General features: G+C 57.1%; 16 protein-coding genes and 3 pseudogenes. 12 read left to right on the forward strand and 7 right to left on the reverse strand.

The window, feature by feature from the left end; all coding sequences use genetic code 11:
- Positions 1 to 153 precede the first annotated feature (153 nt).
- Positions 154 to 426, reverse strand: a complete 273-nt coding sequence (locus tag ACZ5YD_RS00895; protein ID WP_379739283.1) for a helix-turn-helix transcriptional regulator — start codon at positions 424 to 426, stop codon at positions 154 to 156.
- A 312-nt stretch (positions 427 to 738) separates the two neighbouring features.
- Positions 739 to 1,578, reverse strand: a pseudogene (locus ACZ5YD_RS00900) (DNA polymerase domain-containing protein); the annotation flags it as partial.
- Positions 1,579 to 1,580: 2 nt separating this feature from the next.
- On the opposite strand from ACZ5YD_RS00900, the pseudogene ACZ5YD_RS00905 reads away from it, so the two are divergent.
- Positions 1,581 to 1,934, forward strand: a pseudogene (locus ACZ5YD_RS00905) (ArsR family transcriptional regulator); the annotation flags it as partial.
- A gap of 29 nt (positions 1,935 to 1,963) precedes the next feature.
- Here the strand turns inward: ACZ5YD_RS00905 and ACZ5YD_RS00910 are convergent.
- Positions 1,964 to 3,430, reverse strand: a complete 1,467-nt coding sequence (locus tag ACZ5YD_RS00910; RefSeq protein WP_379739280.1) for an amidohydrolase family protein — start codon at positions 3,428 to 3,430, stop codon at positions 1,964 to 1,966.
- Positions 3,431 to 3,758: 328 nt separating this feature from the next.
- Here ACZ5YD_RS00910 and ACZ5YD_RS00915 point away from each other — a divergent pair, with 328 nt between their 5' ends.
- The 7 genes from ACZ5YD_RS00915 (at position 3,759) to ACZ5YD_RS00945 (ending at position 8,475) form a co-directional block, all read left to right on the forward strand.
- Positions 3,759 to 5,147, forward strand: coding sequence for a permease (locus ACZ5YD_RS00915; RefSeq protein ID WP_049986199.1), 1,389 nt, complete (start codon positions 3,759 to 3,761; stop codon positions 5,145 to 5,147).
- A 125-nt stretch (positions 5,148 to 5,272) separates the two neighbouring features.
- Positions 5,273 to 5,854, forward strand: a complete 582-nt coding sequence (locus ACZ5YD_RS00920; RefSeq protein ID WP_004048657.1) for a helix-turn-helix transcriptional regulator — start codon at positions 5,273 to 5,275, stop codon at positions 5,852 to 5,854.
- A gap of 33 nt (positions 5,855 to 5,887) precedes the next feature.
- On the forward strand, positions 5,888 to 6,592 hold the full coding sequence (locus ACZ5YD_RS00925; RefSeq protein WP_123624180.1) for a DUF7546 family protein: 705 nt from the start codon (positions 5,888 to 5,890) through the stop codon (positions 6,590 to 6,592).
- Between the two features lie 272 nt (positions 6,593 to 6,864).
- The gene (locus tag ACZ5YD_RS00930) at positions 6,865 to 7,182 is read left to right on the forward strand and encodes a hypothetical protein (protein WP_004048656.1); all 318 of its coding nucleotides are present in this window, start codon (positions 6,865 to 6,867) and stop codon (positions 7,180 to 7,182) included.
- Positions 7,183 to 7,245: 63 nt separating this feature from the next.
- Entirely contained in the window at positions 7,246 to 7,593 is a 348-nt protein-coding gene (locus ACZ5YD_RS00935; protein WP_049986201.1) for an SHOCT domain-containing protein, read from the forward strand.
- Between the two features lie 105 nt (positions 7,594 to 7,698).
- Positions 7,699 to 8,115, forward strand: coding sequence for a DUF302 domain-containing protein (locus ACZ5YD_RS00940; RefSeq protein ID WP_004048654.1), 417 nt, complete (start codon positions 7,699 to 7,701; stop codon positions 8,113 to 8,115).
- Positions 8,116 to 8,121: 6 nt separating this feature from the next.
- The gene (locus tag ACZ5YD_RS00945) at positions 8,122 to 8,475 is read left to right on the forward strand and encodes an SHOCT domain-containing protein (protein ID WP_049983674.1); all 354 of its coding nucleotides are present in this window, start codon (positions 8,122 to 8,124) and stop codon (positions 8,473 to 8,475) included.
- Positions 8,476 to 8,895: 420 nt separating this feature from the next.
- On the opposite strand, the gene ACZ5YD_RS00950 is transcribed toward ACZ5YD_RS00945, so the two are convergent.
- Positions 8,896 to 10,152, reverse strand: coding sequence for an RNA-guided endonuclease InsQ/TnpB family protein (locus ACZ5YD_RS00950; protein WP_123624177.1), 1,257 nt, complete (start codon positions 10,150 to 10,152; stop codon positions 8,896 to 8,898).
- A 174-nt stretch (positions 10,153 to 10,326) separates the two neighbouring features.
- On the opposite strand from ACZ5YD_RS00950, the pseudogene ACZ5YD_RS00955 reads away from it, so the two are divergent.
- Both ACZ5YD_RS00955 and ACZ5YD_RS00960 read left to right on the forward strand, forming a co-directional pair.
- Positions 10,327 to 10,404, forward strand: a pseudogene (locus ACZ5YD_RS00955) (plastocyanin/azurin family copper-binding protein); the annotation flags it as partial.
- A 219-nt stretch (positions 10,405 to 10,623) separates the two neighbouring features.
- Complete coding sequence (locus tag ACZ5YD_RS00960; RefSeq protein WP_271968267.1) at positions 10,624 to 10,866, forward strand: SHOCT domain-containing protein; 243 nt, start codon at positions 10,624 to 10,626, stop codon at positions 10,864 to 10,866.
- A 244-nt stretch (positions 10,867 to 11,110) separates the two neighbouring features.
- Here the strand turns inward: ACZ5YD_RS00960 and ACZ5YD_RS00965 are convergent, their stop codons facing one another.
- Positions 11,111 to 11,398: a hypothetical protein gene (locus ACZ5YD_RS00965; RefSeq protein ID WP_004594603.1), complete on the reverse strand. Its 288-nt coding sequence runs from the start codon at positions 11,396 to 11,398 to the stop codon at positions 11,111 to 11,113.
- Positions 11,399 to 11,404: 6 nt separating this feature from the next.
- Positions 11,405 to 11,938 carry a DoxX family protein gene (locus tag ACZ5YD_RS00970; protein WP_049986202.1) on the reverse strand — a complete coding sequence of 178 codons (534 nt, stop codon included), beginning with the start codon at positions 11,936 to 11,938 and terminating at the stop codon, positions 11,405 to 11,407.
- Positions 11,939 to 12,431: 493 nt separating this feature from the next.
- On the opposite strand from ACZ5YD_RS00970, the gene ACZ5YD_RS00975 reads away from it, so the two are divergent.
- Positions 12,432 to 12,728: a hypothetical protein gene (locus ACZ5YD_RS00975; protein ID WP_049986203.1), complete on the forward strand. Its 297-nt coding sequence runs from the start codon at positions 12,432 to 12,434 to the stop codon at positions 12,726 to 12,728.
- Positions 12,729 to 13,057: 329 nt separating this feature from the next.
- A complete protein-coding gene (gene fni / locus ACZ5YD_RS00980; RefSeq protein ID WP_049986204.1) occupies positions 13,058 to 14,140 on the forward strand; it encodes a type 2 isopentenyl-diphosphate Delta-isomerase in 1,083 nt (360 codons plus the stop codon).
- Positions 14,141 to 14,296: 156 nt separating this feature from the next.
- Here fni and ACZ5YD_RS00985 read toward each other — a convergent pair whose 3' ends face one another.
- Positions 14,297 to 15,433, reverse strand: coding sequence for an NAD(P)/FAD-dependent oxidoreductase (locus ACZ5YD_RS00985; protein WP_379739269.1), 1,137 nt, complete (start codon positions 15,431 to 15,433; stop codon positions 14,297 to 14,299).
- Positions 15,434 to 15,457: the final 24 nt, after the last annotated feature.

Below are 15,457 nucleotides of genomic sequence, written 5' to 3' on the forward strand. Positions count from 1 at the left end.
CCGTCGCGGAAGACGATCCACGTTTTCCCGGCCTCGCAGTCGGATCCCACGGTGGGTTCGTGATGGAGCCGGTAGTACCGAGGTGTAACCAGCCTGCAGGTACCCCATCCCGTGTCTACTCTCCCGGGCTCGACGCGCTGGGAGCTCTGCCGCTCAATCGATGTACTGATTCTCCCATTCACGCCGGGCCGAAATTTCCCGTGCGCCCCGCCGAGTCACTGTATAGACGTTCGTTCGCTGGTCGCGTTCTCCCTTGTCGAGAAGGCCTTTGTCAACAAGGGTATCGAGGTTCGGGTAGAGGCGCCCGTGATGGATCTCCGATTCGTAGTACTCCTCCAGTTCGTCTTTGATGGCCAGCCCATGTGGTGCCTCCAGTCCGGCGACACCGTAGAGGAGGTCGCGCTGGAATCCTGTGAGGTCGTACATATTGCGTGTAGGGTTATTGAACTACCTCCTCGTTATTCTTTCCCGCTGGACCCGCACAGCCGTCGTCCACCCGTTCCGAAGCATTCCAAATTCCGTATCTGGAAGCACGCAAACCCGTTGCCGGTGACTGTTCTCCCCGATTCCAGTAACCCGTCCGCACCTCGAGTTCCGTTCATGAACCACTGCGTTCTGTTGGGTCCCGTCTCAACTCCCGACGGGTTGTATTCGTATCGAGTATGCTTGTCGAGGCGTATGTGGCTCACGTAGCCGTCCCGATTCACCAACAGGCCGCCGGCCGGTCGATGATGTCGGTTACTCGTCACCGGCTTCGCTGAAGGCGGACAAGGGGGGTTCTCGGGTTGCCGCGAGTTCCCGCTGAATCGCCGTTCGGTCCCAGCCCAGCGGCAACAGCACGCTCTCGACCGCTCTGACCAGCTGCGTCTCGTAGTACGCGGCGTCGTAGGTCTCGATCGCTTCGTGGGCGAGGGCGACCCGGTCTCGCGAGGCTTTCTCGTCGTCGACGACCACGTACTCGATATCCTGGCCCGGGTGGACTGCCAGATCCTGCTGGCGGGCTCGCTTCAAGGCGGCCACGTTCTGGGTGTTCTGTGCGTAGCCGTCCAGCGGCTTGGAGACACGGTTCCGCTCGACGAGCCGCTCTACTGCTACGTTGCCCGCCTGCAGGTCGTCGATTGCGCGTTCGAGCCGTCCGAGCACCGCGTCCGGTGACCGCGTGGCATCGAGCCGGTCGAGACAGTCCAACTGGACGGCCTCGATGAACGGCGGGGTTGAGCGCTGCCGGGCTTCGATGCCTCTGATTTTGAAGTTGTCGTCGCCGGCGACCTTCCCGAAGTACTTCGTCAGTGCGCCGGCGTCACTCTCGCGTTGTGGGACGAACGCCACCCAGTCGTAGTGGGCTTCGTGTTCGAGCCGAATCTCAACGCGCTCGGTGATTGCCGTCGCGAGCGTTTCGAGGTCTTCGCGGTCCTCGTCGTCGACGTCGGGGTCCGGCGTCACCCAGATGGAGTCGACGATGCCGTGGACGACGCGCCAGCCGCCGGCTTCCAGCCGTTGTTTCGCCGCCAGCAGGATCTCGCGAGCGAACGCGTTGATCGCCTCGTGGCACTCGATGCGGCCGAACTTCGCGTTACTGGACGGAGAACACGGTCCGCCATCACATCAACGAGCTCCGGGATGCGGGCCTCGTCGACGTCGTTCGCTTCGAGGAGGGGCGTGGTGGGACGACGAAGTACTACCACGCGAACACGATCGTCCTCTCGTACTCACTACCAGATTCGGCCGACGCCGCCGTCGAGGAGATGATCGACGCTGCCCAGCCCCAGATCACGGACGCGCTCACTACGCTCACCGACGAGTACGACGACGCTATTGAGGAGATCGTCGAGGATATGCAGCCCTGCGAGCACTGCCAGACCCAGAAGTACGAGACGTACGTTCTTCTGACCGTCCTGCGACGTGCGTTCGTTCGCGCCCACAGAAATTCCTGAGGGGGAACCACCCCTACGCTGGCAGGGTCTTAGAAGGAGAACCGATCACGCGCGGATTGCATCGCGAGGCGAGTCAGGAGTCGCGCAGGGCCACGCTTTGGGAGGTCCCGTACAGTCTCGATGCTGGTCGGCGGTTCACTACCACCAATGTCTAACTCCCAGCCTGTCTCGTCCATGAAGCGTTCGACAGCCTGATTTACTCGCTGTCGCACGTCGTCCGAGTCCATTGTCTCGGGCACACCATTCCGGAGGACGACGTCGCCGTCAACGATCACTGTCTCGACGTCGGCCGGGACCGCGTTGTTCACGACGTGTGCGGGAACGTTGGTCAGTGGCGTGAACTTCGGTTTGTCGACGTCGAGGAGGATAATATCCGCGCGCTTTCCCGCTTCGATACTGCCGATCTCGTCGCCCATCCCCAGCGCGCGTGCGCCCTCGATAGTGGGCATTCGTATCAGTTCCATCGAGTCGAACTGCCCGGCTGAACGCTTGAGATTTGCCGCCAGCCGAGCTTGCCGCGCTTCACCGAACATGCTGTACGAGTCGTGCCAGTAGTGGTCGTCAATCCCTACTCCGACGTCGACGCCGGCGGCTCGAAGCTCGGGAACGGGCGTCCACTGCGTCTCCCCGTCCGGATTCCAGTAACAGAAGACGGACGGGCAGTGCGCAACAGCCGCGTCCGCCTCGGCGGTTCGCTGGATGTCCTCTTCGTCGCCGAGGCGGAAGTGAGCAGCGACCAGTCGGTCGTCCAGGAGTCCAACGTCGTCGAGCAATCCTACCGAGTCCTCGCCACCGTTCGCTCGTGCCATCGTGTTACTCTCCTCGAGTTCGAGCAAGTGCGTGTGGACGAGCAGGTCCGGATACTCTGCGGCGAGGGATGCGGTCCGTTCCCACAGCTGCCGGGTACACGACCAGTCGTCGTGCGGGCAGATCGTCGCCCTGATTCGGCCGTCGTACGTGTCGTGGTACGTTTCGACGAACTCGCGAGCACGGGCGAACTGCTGATCGACTGGTTGGTCCCAGAAGAGGTCCGAGATCGCCGGGCCGAAAAATCCGCGGAGCCCTGCTTCCCCGAACGTCTCCGCACCTGCGGCAGGCCGTGCGTCCATGGAGTTCACGGTCGTGACACCGCCCAGGAGGAAATTGAGCGCTGCGAGCTCGACGCCTGCCTCGACGAGGTACTCGAATTCGCCGTTCCCTAGTCTGTTAAACAAGGCCGTCCCACTCCCGAGCATCTCCGTCAGCTCGAGTTCGCTAAACGCACCGATGAGCGGTGTCATCTCCAGGTGCGTGTGGGCGTTCACCAACCCCGGCATCACCAGTTTCCCGTTCCCGTCGATAACGGTGGATGCTTCTAATTCTCCGTCTCCTGCACGTGATGGTCGGACTTCTTCGATACAGCCATCGGTGATGCATACTGTGCCGCGCTCGTACAGGCGGTTCCGCTCGTCGGCTGTGAGAACGAGTGCATCATGGATTGCCAGATCGACAGCCATCGTAAATTAGGAAGTGGATGTGACAGTTACCGTACTGGACAACCGAGCAGGCCGGCGAAGGCTGTTCTTCCAGGTGGTGTTCCCCTCATTTGGGATATCATCGGTCTCTACTGGTCCCATTAGCCTCTAATACGTCGGCGTGATTTAATCAGATTCCCCTTTTGAATCTGAAGTCGGATTCCGTGGAGCTTGTGGAGGTTTGCAATGTTTTCCCCTCTTCACGATAGATCATCTATGGCCGACGGTTACGATGCCATAGTACTGATACCCTCATAGGCAGTATATTCTAACCAAAACCGCAATAGATGATCCCTACAATGATACACCTATGCAGGCGACGATAATCGACGGAGTTCTTGAATCCCTTCGTATCGGTGTCGGATTTCTCTGGACGGCGGCGTGGGCGATCATCATGGGCCTCACGATTACGAGTCTCGTCCAGGTCTACGTCTCGAAGGAGCGGATGGCACAGGTGCTGGGTGAGGGCGATCTAACTGGACTTACCAAGGCGACTGTGTTCGGAGCAGCAAGCAGTGGCTGTAGTTTCGGCGCCGTCGCCATCGGGAAGGGCCTGTTCAAGAAGGGGGCGCACGCGGTGAACTTCCTCGCGTTCATGTTCGCGTCGACGAACCTCATCGTCGAACTAGGGCTGATGATTCTCATCCTGCTTGGCTGGGAGTTCCTCGTCGCGGAACTGCTCGGCGGCCTGATTCTCATCGCCGTCATGGCCGCCATCGTCCACCTCACGCTTCCCGAAAACCTGTTTAACGAAGTCCGCGAGAAGCTCAACGAGCGCGACCGCCAGGCGGGCGTCACGGAAGATCCCACCTGCGGGATGGAGGGGAAAGACGAGTACACGCTCACGACCGACGGCGGTGAGACGCTCAAATTCTGCTCGGAGGGCTGTATGGAGACCTATCGCCAGGAGACGTCGAGTAGCGGCGGGTGGCGTGACGAGTTGCTGTCGTGGGGTGGCTGGTACAAGGTCGGGAATCAGTACCGCAAGGAGTGGTCGATGATCTGGAAAGACATCGTCGCCGGCTTCCTTATTTCTGGGTTCGTCATCGTCTTCGTCCCGCAGTGGGTGTGGAACACGCTGTTCATTCAGGGCGACGGCCTGCTCGTGACTGCCGAGAACGCCGTCATGGGCGTCATCATCGCCGTCCTCAGTTTCGTCGGCAGTATGGGCAACGTCCCGTTCGCCGTCGCGCTGTGGGGCGGTGGCGTCAGCTTCGCCGGGATCATCGCGTTCGTCTACGCCGACCTCATCACCGTGCCCGTGCTGAACGTCTACCGGAAGTACTACGGCTGGAAGATCATGCTGTACATCCTTGGCGTCTTCTTCGTGACGATGGCGTTCACTGGCTTCCTCATGGAGTTGCTGTTCGACGCCCTCGGCATCGTACCAGATCTGGCCGGTGGCGAGACGGCGACCGAACAGACGTACTTCGAGCTCAACTACACGTTCTACCTCAATATTATCGCCTTCGCGCTCTCCGGGTTCCTCCTGTATGTCTACCGACGTGGAATCGGCGCACCAGGTCAGTATCGTGATCCGGTGTGTGGCATGCGGACCGACGATGAGGGGCCGAGTGCGTCCAATGATGGGATGACGTACTATTTTTGCTCGAAGACCTGTAAGCGGGCATTCGAGGAAGAGCCCACGGAATTTGCTGATCAAAGCCCGCAGATAACAAACCACGATCACGATCACTGATAGATGTACTGTGGTTCATCCGCTGTGAAGCACTTCATCATCGCACCTTCAATCCGCAATTGTCACACCTGTCGCGCCAAAATTGATTGTATGAGCAGTCAGATATCGAAACAAGGGGATGTCATATGAACCAACGTCCAGCGGATACCGTCGTTGGTGTGCTCCTTGGGTTCGTCCTCTTGGCTGGCGGACTACTCAGTTGGCGGGCCTATCAACAGCGTCGCGCTATCGAGCAGTCGATGGGGCCGATGATGGACTCGTCTATGGGGGCGATTCACGGTCCAGATCCTCTCTGGTACGTGGTTGGAACCCTTCTGGTCGCAGGCAGTATCGGTGGCATCTATTACGTGGTTCGAGGGAATCTCATCGATTCGACAACCGACTCAGCGGATCACATCGACCCCGATCAGGTATCGGAGGCAACGCCTACATCGATAGACGATGACGCCTCGCCGGCGACGCCTATCAATCCTGAATCGGATCCGCAAGCGCGCGTTCTCGATCTCTTACCGGATGATGAACGACGCGTCCTTGAACCCGTCCTGAACTCGCCTGGAATCACGCAGATCGAACTTCGGGATCGATCTGAGTTCTCAAAGAGTAAAGTGAGCCAGACCGTGAGTTCACTCGAGGAGCGCGGGCTGCTGTATCGGGAACGACAGGGTCGAACCTACCGCGTGTATCCGAGTGATGACCTGCAGAACTAACAGACGTAGAAATTCATACTAACACTACCCATCATGTCACAAGCAACACTCGAAACTGATCGCATTAGCCGGGTTCTCAAGTCAAGCACGTGGCTCAATCTCCTCCTCGCCGCACAGTTGATCGCCGGGTTGGTGTACGCATATTTCACAGGAGATATGGGGAGCCGGTGGACCCATTTCGTCCTTCCATTTATTTGGTTCACCGCCTCAGTCTGGGTGATCTGGCACACTCGACCTGTAACGAAACGTCGAGTGTATCGTATTGGTGCCGCACTTGTCGTTGCTCTATATCTCATCGTGATGTTTTATTTTTCAGGATTACTTGGACCGAGCACCTCTCATTTCGGGCAACTCACTGGACCAAGCGGCTTCGGAATAACGTGGGGTCGATCTTTGGGATGGAGTCCGGTCTTCGTCTATACAGGTGACCTGATCACGGTCTCGCTCATTCCTTACCAAGCGGTTGGCCTGTTCGCGCTGGCGTATCTCGTCTATGATGCATTGCTTGATTTCTCGCAGTCGGCAGTCGGAGGAATAGTCGGGATTGTGGCGTGCCCTGCCTGCGTTAGCCCGTTGTTTGCCGTACTACTTGCAGGCGGACTGAGTGGTTCTTCAACGATGTTATTGCTTGGTGCGTATGGCTACGAAATTGCGACCGTTCTGTTCCTCATGACAATTGGAATCCTCTACCATCGTCAGGCACTCACGAGGCAGTATCACCAGTTCCGAGGGAACTGATCCATCTCGTTCGTGGTCAGCAATACCCGAGCCTCCCTCGCCGCCTGAACCGTGGTTATTGTCTGGATCGCCGCAATGAGGTGAACAGTCTCGACGGATCCCCTTTGCTCTCACCATTCCTCTGATCCTTTCGAATTCGGCAGGTATGAACGATCCCGTCAGTAGAAAACGTTTAGATGGCGTTATAGACGTTCTTGAACGCTCTCCTGTTTGAGTTCACTCCCACGAAGATAACTCCGAACCCACCGTATGACTACTTGAGGCGAAAAACAATGACCAACCGAAACCTCGGACGATGGCTGCTCGTGGTGCTCGCGATTGTCGGACTCGCGTTTGCCGCCCCGGTAGTTAGCGCACACGGTGACGAACCGATCCAGGGGAACGAGACGGCAGCTGAAGGGACGCCAGCCGATGGTAGTGCAGCAGACTGGGCGGCCTGGATGGAAGGTCACATGACCGACTACATGGGCCCGAATGCCGTTGACGAGATGGAAGCGCACATGGGCGTGACCGTCGACGAGATGGCCCAAGATATGGCGGACGACAATCACACCGCGACGGGGATGAACGGACAGGGGTACGGCTGCTAACGATCCCTGTTCGGATCCTCGTCTGACACGATAGATATTCGACTTACTGACTCAACGATCACAATGACACACTACACCAACACTCTCGGGCGGACGACTCGTCGAATCGCAATACTAGCGGTTCCGCTGTTGATTGTAGCAACGGGCACCGCAGCGGCTCACGGTGGTGGAGGCTACGGCGGCGGTATGATGGGTAGCGGCGGTTGGGGGGTCTTCAGCGGTGGAATGGGCCTCTGGAGCTTCCTTTGGATGGGGCTCCTAATCGTCGTCCCGCTCTATCTCGTCTACTCACTCCTCAACAGAGATTCTGAGAGGAGTGATAGTCGGCCGCTTTCGGTTCTTCGTGAGCGTTACGCTCGCGGTGAACTCTCCGATGAAGAGTTCGAACGTCGACGAAAGCAACTCGAGTAGTGCCCATGACCGAAATAGAAGGAGCATCGTCGAGAAAAAATTCTCGTCTGCCAGTTGGGGCGACGGGACCGAACGCTTAAGTGCGTAAACAGGATACAGTATTACATGAGTTACACAATACAAACCAAGATTGATGGAGAGTTCGACGATGTCGTCGACGCAACGAATGCCGCGCTCAAAGACGAGGGATTCGGTGTTCTCTGTGACATCGACATTCAGGCGACGCTCAAGGAGAAACTCGGTGAGGAGTTCCGCCAGTATCGCATCCTCGGTGCGTGCAATCCTCCGCTGGCATACGAAGGGTTGAGTGTAGAAACTGAACTCGGTGCGCTCTTGCCCTGTAACGTCATCGTCTACGAGAACGATGACGGCGTCATCGTGGTGAGTGCGGTCGACCCGGAACAGTTAGTCGGGATCGCTGATAACGACGCGCTTGACTCCGTCGCGACCGAGGTCAGCGAACGATTCGACCGCGTACTGGCAGCCGTAACTGACGAGTTCGGATCCGCATCGGAGGCCTGATCTCTGATGGCATCATCGGATCAACTGGATACGACGACGATACTGCTCATCGTCCTCGGAGCGTTCATCCTCCTTCCCTTGCTCACAATGGGTATGGGGTTCGGTGGGATGATGGGATACGGAGGAATGATGGGCCAGTACGGTACCACAGGTGGTTGGTGGCCCCTCATCGGGATGCTCGTCCCGGTCATCTTCCTCCTTGCGCTTCTGGGCGGTGGATATCTCATCTTCCGGCGGATGAGCGAGACACAGACGTCTCATAATCCCGCGATGGAAGAGTTACGTCTGGCGTACGCTCGTGGCGATCTCACGGACGAAGAGTTCGAAGCCCGACGAGAAAAGCTCGAACAATCAGAGTGACCACTACCCAAACCGCGTTTCACCCGTTTGAACACCTGCGGATCGACTCGAGGGTATCGAAACCAACCGTTCGGCAGCATCGTTCCGTTACATCGAAATGGTGTGCTCGATTCAGCATATGGTTATGAGTAGTAATGGGAACAAACGACAAGTTCGGAGTGAGTCACGTCCGAAGTCTTCGCACCAGTATCGCGCGTAGCTACCCACCGAAGAATGATCCAGACAACATGACACATCACAGCCGACGTCAATTCTTAGGCATTGTCGGTGCCAGCGCAGTCGCCAGCACCGGCTTTGCTCAGTCAGCGAACGCACAGGAGACGCCCATCGTGGAGATGGGAAACAATTACTTCGACCCAATCGGCCTACGTGTTGATCCCGGGACAACCGTTCAATGTCAACAACCCCACCCTACTTCGCTCACCCTGACGGGTTCGCTCGTTGAGGGAGGGGCTTGTCCGTGAACTCAGCCTCAAACCCGTCCGGGTGGGCGGTGAATCCGCCACTTGGCGTCACCGTTCCAGACTTTAGGGCGAGTTGACTGTCGCCCGTCCGCCGAGGCGACTGTTGGCCTCGACGGACATACCGCATCCCGATGTTCTTCGCCGCATTGTAATCCGCATTCGCTTCCGATTCGCACTTCACACACCGGAAGTCCGTGCGAGTTTGGCGATTCTCGTCTGCCGTGAATCCACACTCGGCGCACCGTTGCGACGTGTACGCCGACCCCACTTGCTTCACAGAGATGCCGACTGCTTCGGCTTTGTACTCCACTTGCTCGTACAGCGTTCGGAACGCCCACTTGTGCCCCCACGACGCATCCGTTCGGTCGCGGATGTCGGTCAAGTCCTCGAACGCGATCACGTCGCACTCGTATCGAAGTGCTTCATCCACAATCGCGTTCGACGCTTGGTGAACCACGTCACGAACGTATCGTAGTTCGCGTCCACTTGATTGTTCGAGCGTTCTGTGGGCGCTTCGCGTGCCTGTCTGTTGGAGTCCCGCACGGACTTTCTCGAACTCGCGGAGGTTGTGTGAGAGTTCGCGCCCATTGATGAATCGTGCTGTGCTGGTGACGGCGAGGTTTTCAATACCGAGGTCGACCCCGAGAACCGTTCCGTCCTCGGCGGTGTCTCGCTCAGTGTCGGTCTTGGGTCGGCGGAAGCCGATGTGCAAAAAGTAGTCGCCGTCACGAGCGGTGAGTGTGCTTTCCGTGACGCTCCAGTGGTCGGCGTCGAGGTACTGCCGTTGGTAGCCATCCTCGGCTTCAGGGAGGGCAAGTTCACATCGGACGCGACTCTCCGTCGTGGAGAGTGACACTGTATCGTCATCGAACAGCGTCATCGTTCGAGTGTCGTACGTTACCGTGGGTGCGGTGAACGTGGGCTTGCTGACCTGCTTGCCGTTCGAGCGGCGTTCGAGACAGCCAGTGATGGCTTGGGCGGCTTGGTGGGTGGCGAGAATCGCGTGCTGACTACCGAGGTCGGTTTCCTCGCGCACGTCGTCGTAGGCGAGGGGTTGTACGTCGCTCTTGGCGTTACACTTCCCCCACGCCATGTCCGTGGCGAGTTGGCACCCACGCTTCCACTCGGAGATGGTTTCCTCAAGCAACTCGCGTTGCTCAGCGTCTACCGAGAGACGAGTGATTGCCGTCCGACGCACGTAGTCGTCTGCCACAGTTTCAATGTGTATGAGTGGCTATTTATAAGCTGGTGTTTGTGACAGATACGAACGCGCTCCTCCCCTCCCTACTCGCTCCCTTCGGTCGCTCCTTGAGGAAGGGGACTCCGCGCTACCGCTTCAGTTGAACTCGCAGCGGGGGCACATTCCGCTACGGCGTACGCAGATCGTATTCCGGAGGGCGCTTCCGCCTTCGATAGTGGGACGATCTCAGACGGGAGCTTCGAATATACGTTCGAAACGCCAGGGACGTATGATTACTACTGCATCCCGCACAAGTCGATTGGGATGGTCGGACGGATCGTAGTTGGCAGTCCTGGCGGACCGGCAGAGGAGGATTCAATCCCGGATGGAGAGGTCCCATCGAGTGAGGCGATTGTTGACCAGGGTACAGTCGCCTACGGCTCAAGCAGCGATGGAAGCGGGAATACTGGTGGTGGAATGATGGGACGAGGTGGTTCTGGAATGATGAGTGGCCGCAACGGAGGTGGAGTTGGAGGGCTACCAGCTGTTGGTGGCGTACTCGGAATGCTGGGCGTTCTCGGTGGCGGGCTCTACTGGCTTGGAAACCAAAAATCTCCTCAATCGACTACCGACGACTCAGCCAGAAAAACGCTCCAGAACCGCTATGCCAGGGGCGAAATTGACGAGGAGGAGTATAGACGTCGCCGTGAGCGATTAGATGCTACTGATGAGGACATCTCCAACTGATTGCCACCGTGAGAGGGTGAACTCACCGGGGTCAAGTGATTCGGGGATTAGAGAATACCGCCCTCACCGATACCTTTGATTTCAGAACGATCCCGTGACTTGTTTTGTTCCATTTATGACTGATTTCTCTTGTGATCAACTCGCCTGTGTGGCTCGGTAGTAAACACCAATTGCGAGCACGGCTACGAGGAGAAGATATCCAGTAGCCCACACCAACGAGAGAGCCGTAGACTGAGTTGTTGAACTAGTCGTCCATGCCGGATGGGGTTTGGCCCGTAGTCGATCCCGACGGTGCCGACCCTGCGGCAAACTTGTAAACGGCGACGAGTCCCCAAATCACCAAGCCGAGCAGGATGATGCCCGCCCTAATGTCGATGGGGACCACTGCAGCGTGTTCGATTGCTCCCTCGCTATCGACTGGGTGCCCGGCTCCCAGTAGCATGTCGAGCAGGCCGATCACGACGACGCCCAAGACAACCAAGCCACCGCCGACGTACATGGCGATTTGGTCTGCCGTTGATAAGTCACTCATTGGTAGTCACCCGAGGAGTTTCCGTAATCGCGTGTTCTCGAACAGTTCCATCTCACGCAGGCGGTTATCGACTGCCAGGACGCCGCCCGCTCCGAGTGCCACAATGGTTCCGAAGACCATGATCCCAAGTAGTTCACCCGTGACCATACCGTTGGCCCAGCCGCCACCGTAGCCGTTGATGAAGTAGAAGAACAGCATCATGAAGGCACCAAAGAAGGCGGCGGTCCTCGTGAGGACACCGAGTATCAGCCCGAAACCGATGGCGGTTTGCCCAAGCGGTACCGCCACGTTGACGAACGCCAACAGGATGCCGTCGCTGAACGGCGTGACGAAGGGGGCGAGAATCGTGCCCTGAGCGGCTCCGCCGACGAACCAGCTGGCGTCGAAGGGCCACGCCCAGATCTTGTCAAGGCCGGCGTGGAGCATCCACCACCCGGCGGTCAGCCGAAGCAGCAGGATCCAATACGACAACCAGGCTCCTGAGACCGAGAACGACGTCTCAGTTCCGAGAAATCTCGTTCGAATGGATTGTGTTGACATGGCATACTTCACCTCACGACTGAGTTTATCAGAAGTGGTAAAAAGATTGGTGGTGGTTCGTGATCTCTAAGAGTCGGGGCTCATTGCAGGAACGCGGGTGTCAGAGGTGAGTTGGATGATCCTCAAGAAGGAATTCGGTCACCCTCAACGCACTGATTGTGTGCTGGGGCATGTAAGCAGGAGCACCGATGAAGCTGAGCCCACCGATTTCTGGATTTCGGAAAATTCTGTTTGAGGGACTGAATTCATCTACTGATCTAATCCTTTGTACTTACCGATCCTCTCAGTAGCTAACAGATTCTGAGAATTTGGCTCTGTTGAAATCCTCTTCTCCAGATACATTGTAGCGTGAATCGCGGCCTCACTACACGTACGCATTTCGCAGTATGTCACCTACCGTCTCCCGCAGAGGAATCGTGTAGCACGGGAGAGGATGTTCTACTGGGATCGCGTTGCGGCATTATTTTGTACCGGAAACAGGAACGCGTCGCTTATGGTCCCCTATATCAGCGAGGTGCTGTTCAACGAGCCACAAGGCCGTCGTATGGCACTCTTTCAGTTCGGCGTGTCGCTTACCTTCTTGTGCATGTTCGTGTACGCTTGGAGCGTCGGCGACGCTGGCGAAACCCGGTGGTTACTATTTATGGTCGTCGGAACTGCGCTGTCCGGAATCGCCGAGTCCCTCCCAGAGACCCAGCTACAGGCGGTAGGCGTACTCCGTTCCGCGGCGATCCTCGTATTGCTGTGCATCGTCGCTACTCCCTTTCTCGATCTCGAATTAATTATCTGAAGAGAACCGTCGGTCTTGTTGTTCTCTCTACTGATCTTTCCCGACGAGCTTATTGACCATGGTAGGGACAATTCGCAGTGGTACTCTCCACCGAAGATGTCATAGAACCGTTCACAAGGAGGTTGATCTCAGAGCTGTTAATGGTGAATTGCCTGCTCAGGAGGCCTGCGAACTTATCACTGGTACCTCTGTCATTTATGTCGTATAGCAGCGCAATGCTGGATACAGACACAGAGCGACCCCAGGATATTATCATTTCAAGAATAGTTAGAATGGGGGCGAGTCGATACAACAGTATTGTTTTCCCATCTCTTGTACAAACTCGACTAATGACGGCGCAGGACTCCTCGGAGACTGAAGACCGAAAAGACGACCACCTTCAAATCGTTCAGGAGCGGGACGTCGAAACGACAGGGACGGGCTTTGACGACGTCCGACTCATCCATAACGCGCTTCCGGAACTCGATTACGACGCGATCGACCCCTCCATCGACTTTCTGGGTCACGACCTATCTGCCCCAATCTTCATCGAGAGCATGACTGGCGGGCACCAGAACACGACGGAGATTAATCGGGCGCTGGCCCGGGCCGCCAGCGAGACCGGTATCGCCATGGGTCTCGGTAGCCAGCGAGCAGGCCTCGAACTCGACGACGAACGCGTCCTTGAATCGTACACGGTCGTCCGCGATGCTGCACCCGATGCGTTCATCTACGGGAACCTCGGCGCTGCACAGCTTCGAGAGTACGACATCGAGATGGTCGAGCAGGCAGTCAAGATGATTAACGCCGACGCGCTCGCGGTCCACCTGAACTTCCTCCAGGAAGCCACTCAACCTGAAGGCGATGTCGATGGGCGGAACTGTGTAGCTGCGGTTGAACGAGTGTCCGAGGCACTCTCGGTGCCGATTATCGTCAAGGAAACGGGCAACGGAATTTCCGGGGAGACTGCCCGAGAGCTGACTGCGGCAGGCGTTGACGCGATTGACGTCGCTGGAAAAGGTGGGACGACTTGGTCCGGGATCGAGGCCTATCGCGCAGCAGCCGCGAACGCGCCGCGACAGCAACGAATCGGCACCCTGTTCCGAGAATGGGGCATCCCAACCGCTGCAAGCACGATCGAGTGTGTTGCCGAACACGACTGCGTAATTGCGAGTGGTGGTGTACGAACGGGATTGGACGTGGCAAAAGCGATTGCCCTGGGTGCCCACGCCGGCGGGTTGGCGAAACCGTTCCTGAAACCAGCTACAGACGGGCCAGACGCTGTCATCGAACGAGTCAAGGACCTGATCGCCGAGCTGCGGACAGCGATGTTCGTCACCGGCTCGGGGTCGATCGACGAGCTTCAGCAGGTGGAATACGTGTTGCACGGAGAGACGCGCGAGTACGTGGAACAACGAACCAGTAGCGAGTAATACCGAATTCTCCAGTCTCAGCAGGATAGATAGAACAACATCGGGAAAGAGAGAGCCGACTCCGATATCTGTCCAACCTGTACTGACCGCAGCGGGCACCGAAGCTATCATCCTCTAAGGATTTCAACAGAGCCGAGAATTTAACTCGAGTGGATATCAATCAATTAACTCCCACTGGTTAGTCATTCCTCCATAGACACGGTTTAAAACTCGTCGTCTCGAGAAAATACGGGCAAATAAAACAGGGTGGCGGAGGAGACGCAGTAGAACTGCACTCGGAGACCGGTCAACGTCTTCAATATCGATCCCGGCAGCGGCACGAATTGCTGCTCCCAGAACCTTGGGATTACGAGTTTCAAGAAAGTATCTCACAACTGTGGCGAAAATGTACTCCGTTTTCATCCTCTGATATAATCTATCAGGATAATTGCGTAATTGGCTTCTGTTAGCCAGCTCTGCGGCCAAGAATCCCGATTCAACGGCCTGTGAGATCCCCTTTCCGGTGAGTCGGTTTGCTATACCTGCAGCATCACCCACTCGTACGACTGAATGCTCCGGTAGATGGGTTCTGTCGGGATCAAGGCTTGGTCCCTCGGGAATGATTGCGACGTTCGTCCGTTCCTGCGACGGGACTGGCCACCCATTCCGCTCACAGGCTTCCCTCAATGCCTTCATATAATCATTAGGCCGGTCACTGACCGTCCAGCCGATACCAACGTTGGCTCGTTGCGATGTCTTCGGGAATGCCCACGAGTACCCTGTATAGTTCTCCAGAATTATCCGGCTGTTCGGGTACAACTCGGTGAAGTCCCCTTCGACATCACTGTTAAGCGCTACCATATATCCTGAATACTCGTTGGTTGTTCCGAGCGCTTTACTAGAGAGTGATGGCTGACCGGTTGCATCAACGACGAGATCATACTCATCGGTGAACTCGTGGAAATCTGTCCGTGTGATAGACTGGTTTTCGTGGATGTCAACACCCTTCTCTGAGAGTTGTTCTGCCCAGGACTGCTCAACGACATTTCGGTCCGTTATATATGTATCCGCAGCAGGAAAGGTGCCGGCTCCAGTGCGGTGGCGATCGGCGTCGATTCCGTCATACACCTCCACTTCCATCGCTGGCAGCGGATTGAGAAAGCCGTTCTCTACAGTCGGCTCGAGTGGGATCTTCGATACCGCTGTCATCGCTTCTCCGCAATTAACGCGTTTGCTATCGTAGGACTGCCGCTCATATAGTTCGACGACGAATCCAGCGTCGTCGAATCCAGCAGCTGCTGCAAGCCCGGCCATCCCTCCACCTATTACCGCAATTTT

Source organism: Halopenitus salinus (genome assembly GCF_055397165.1).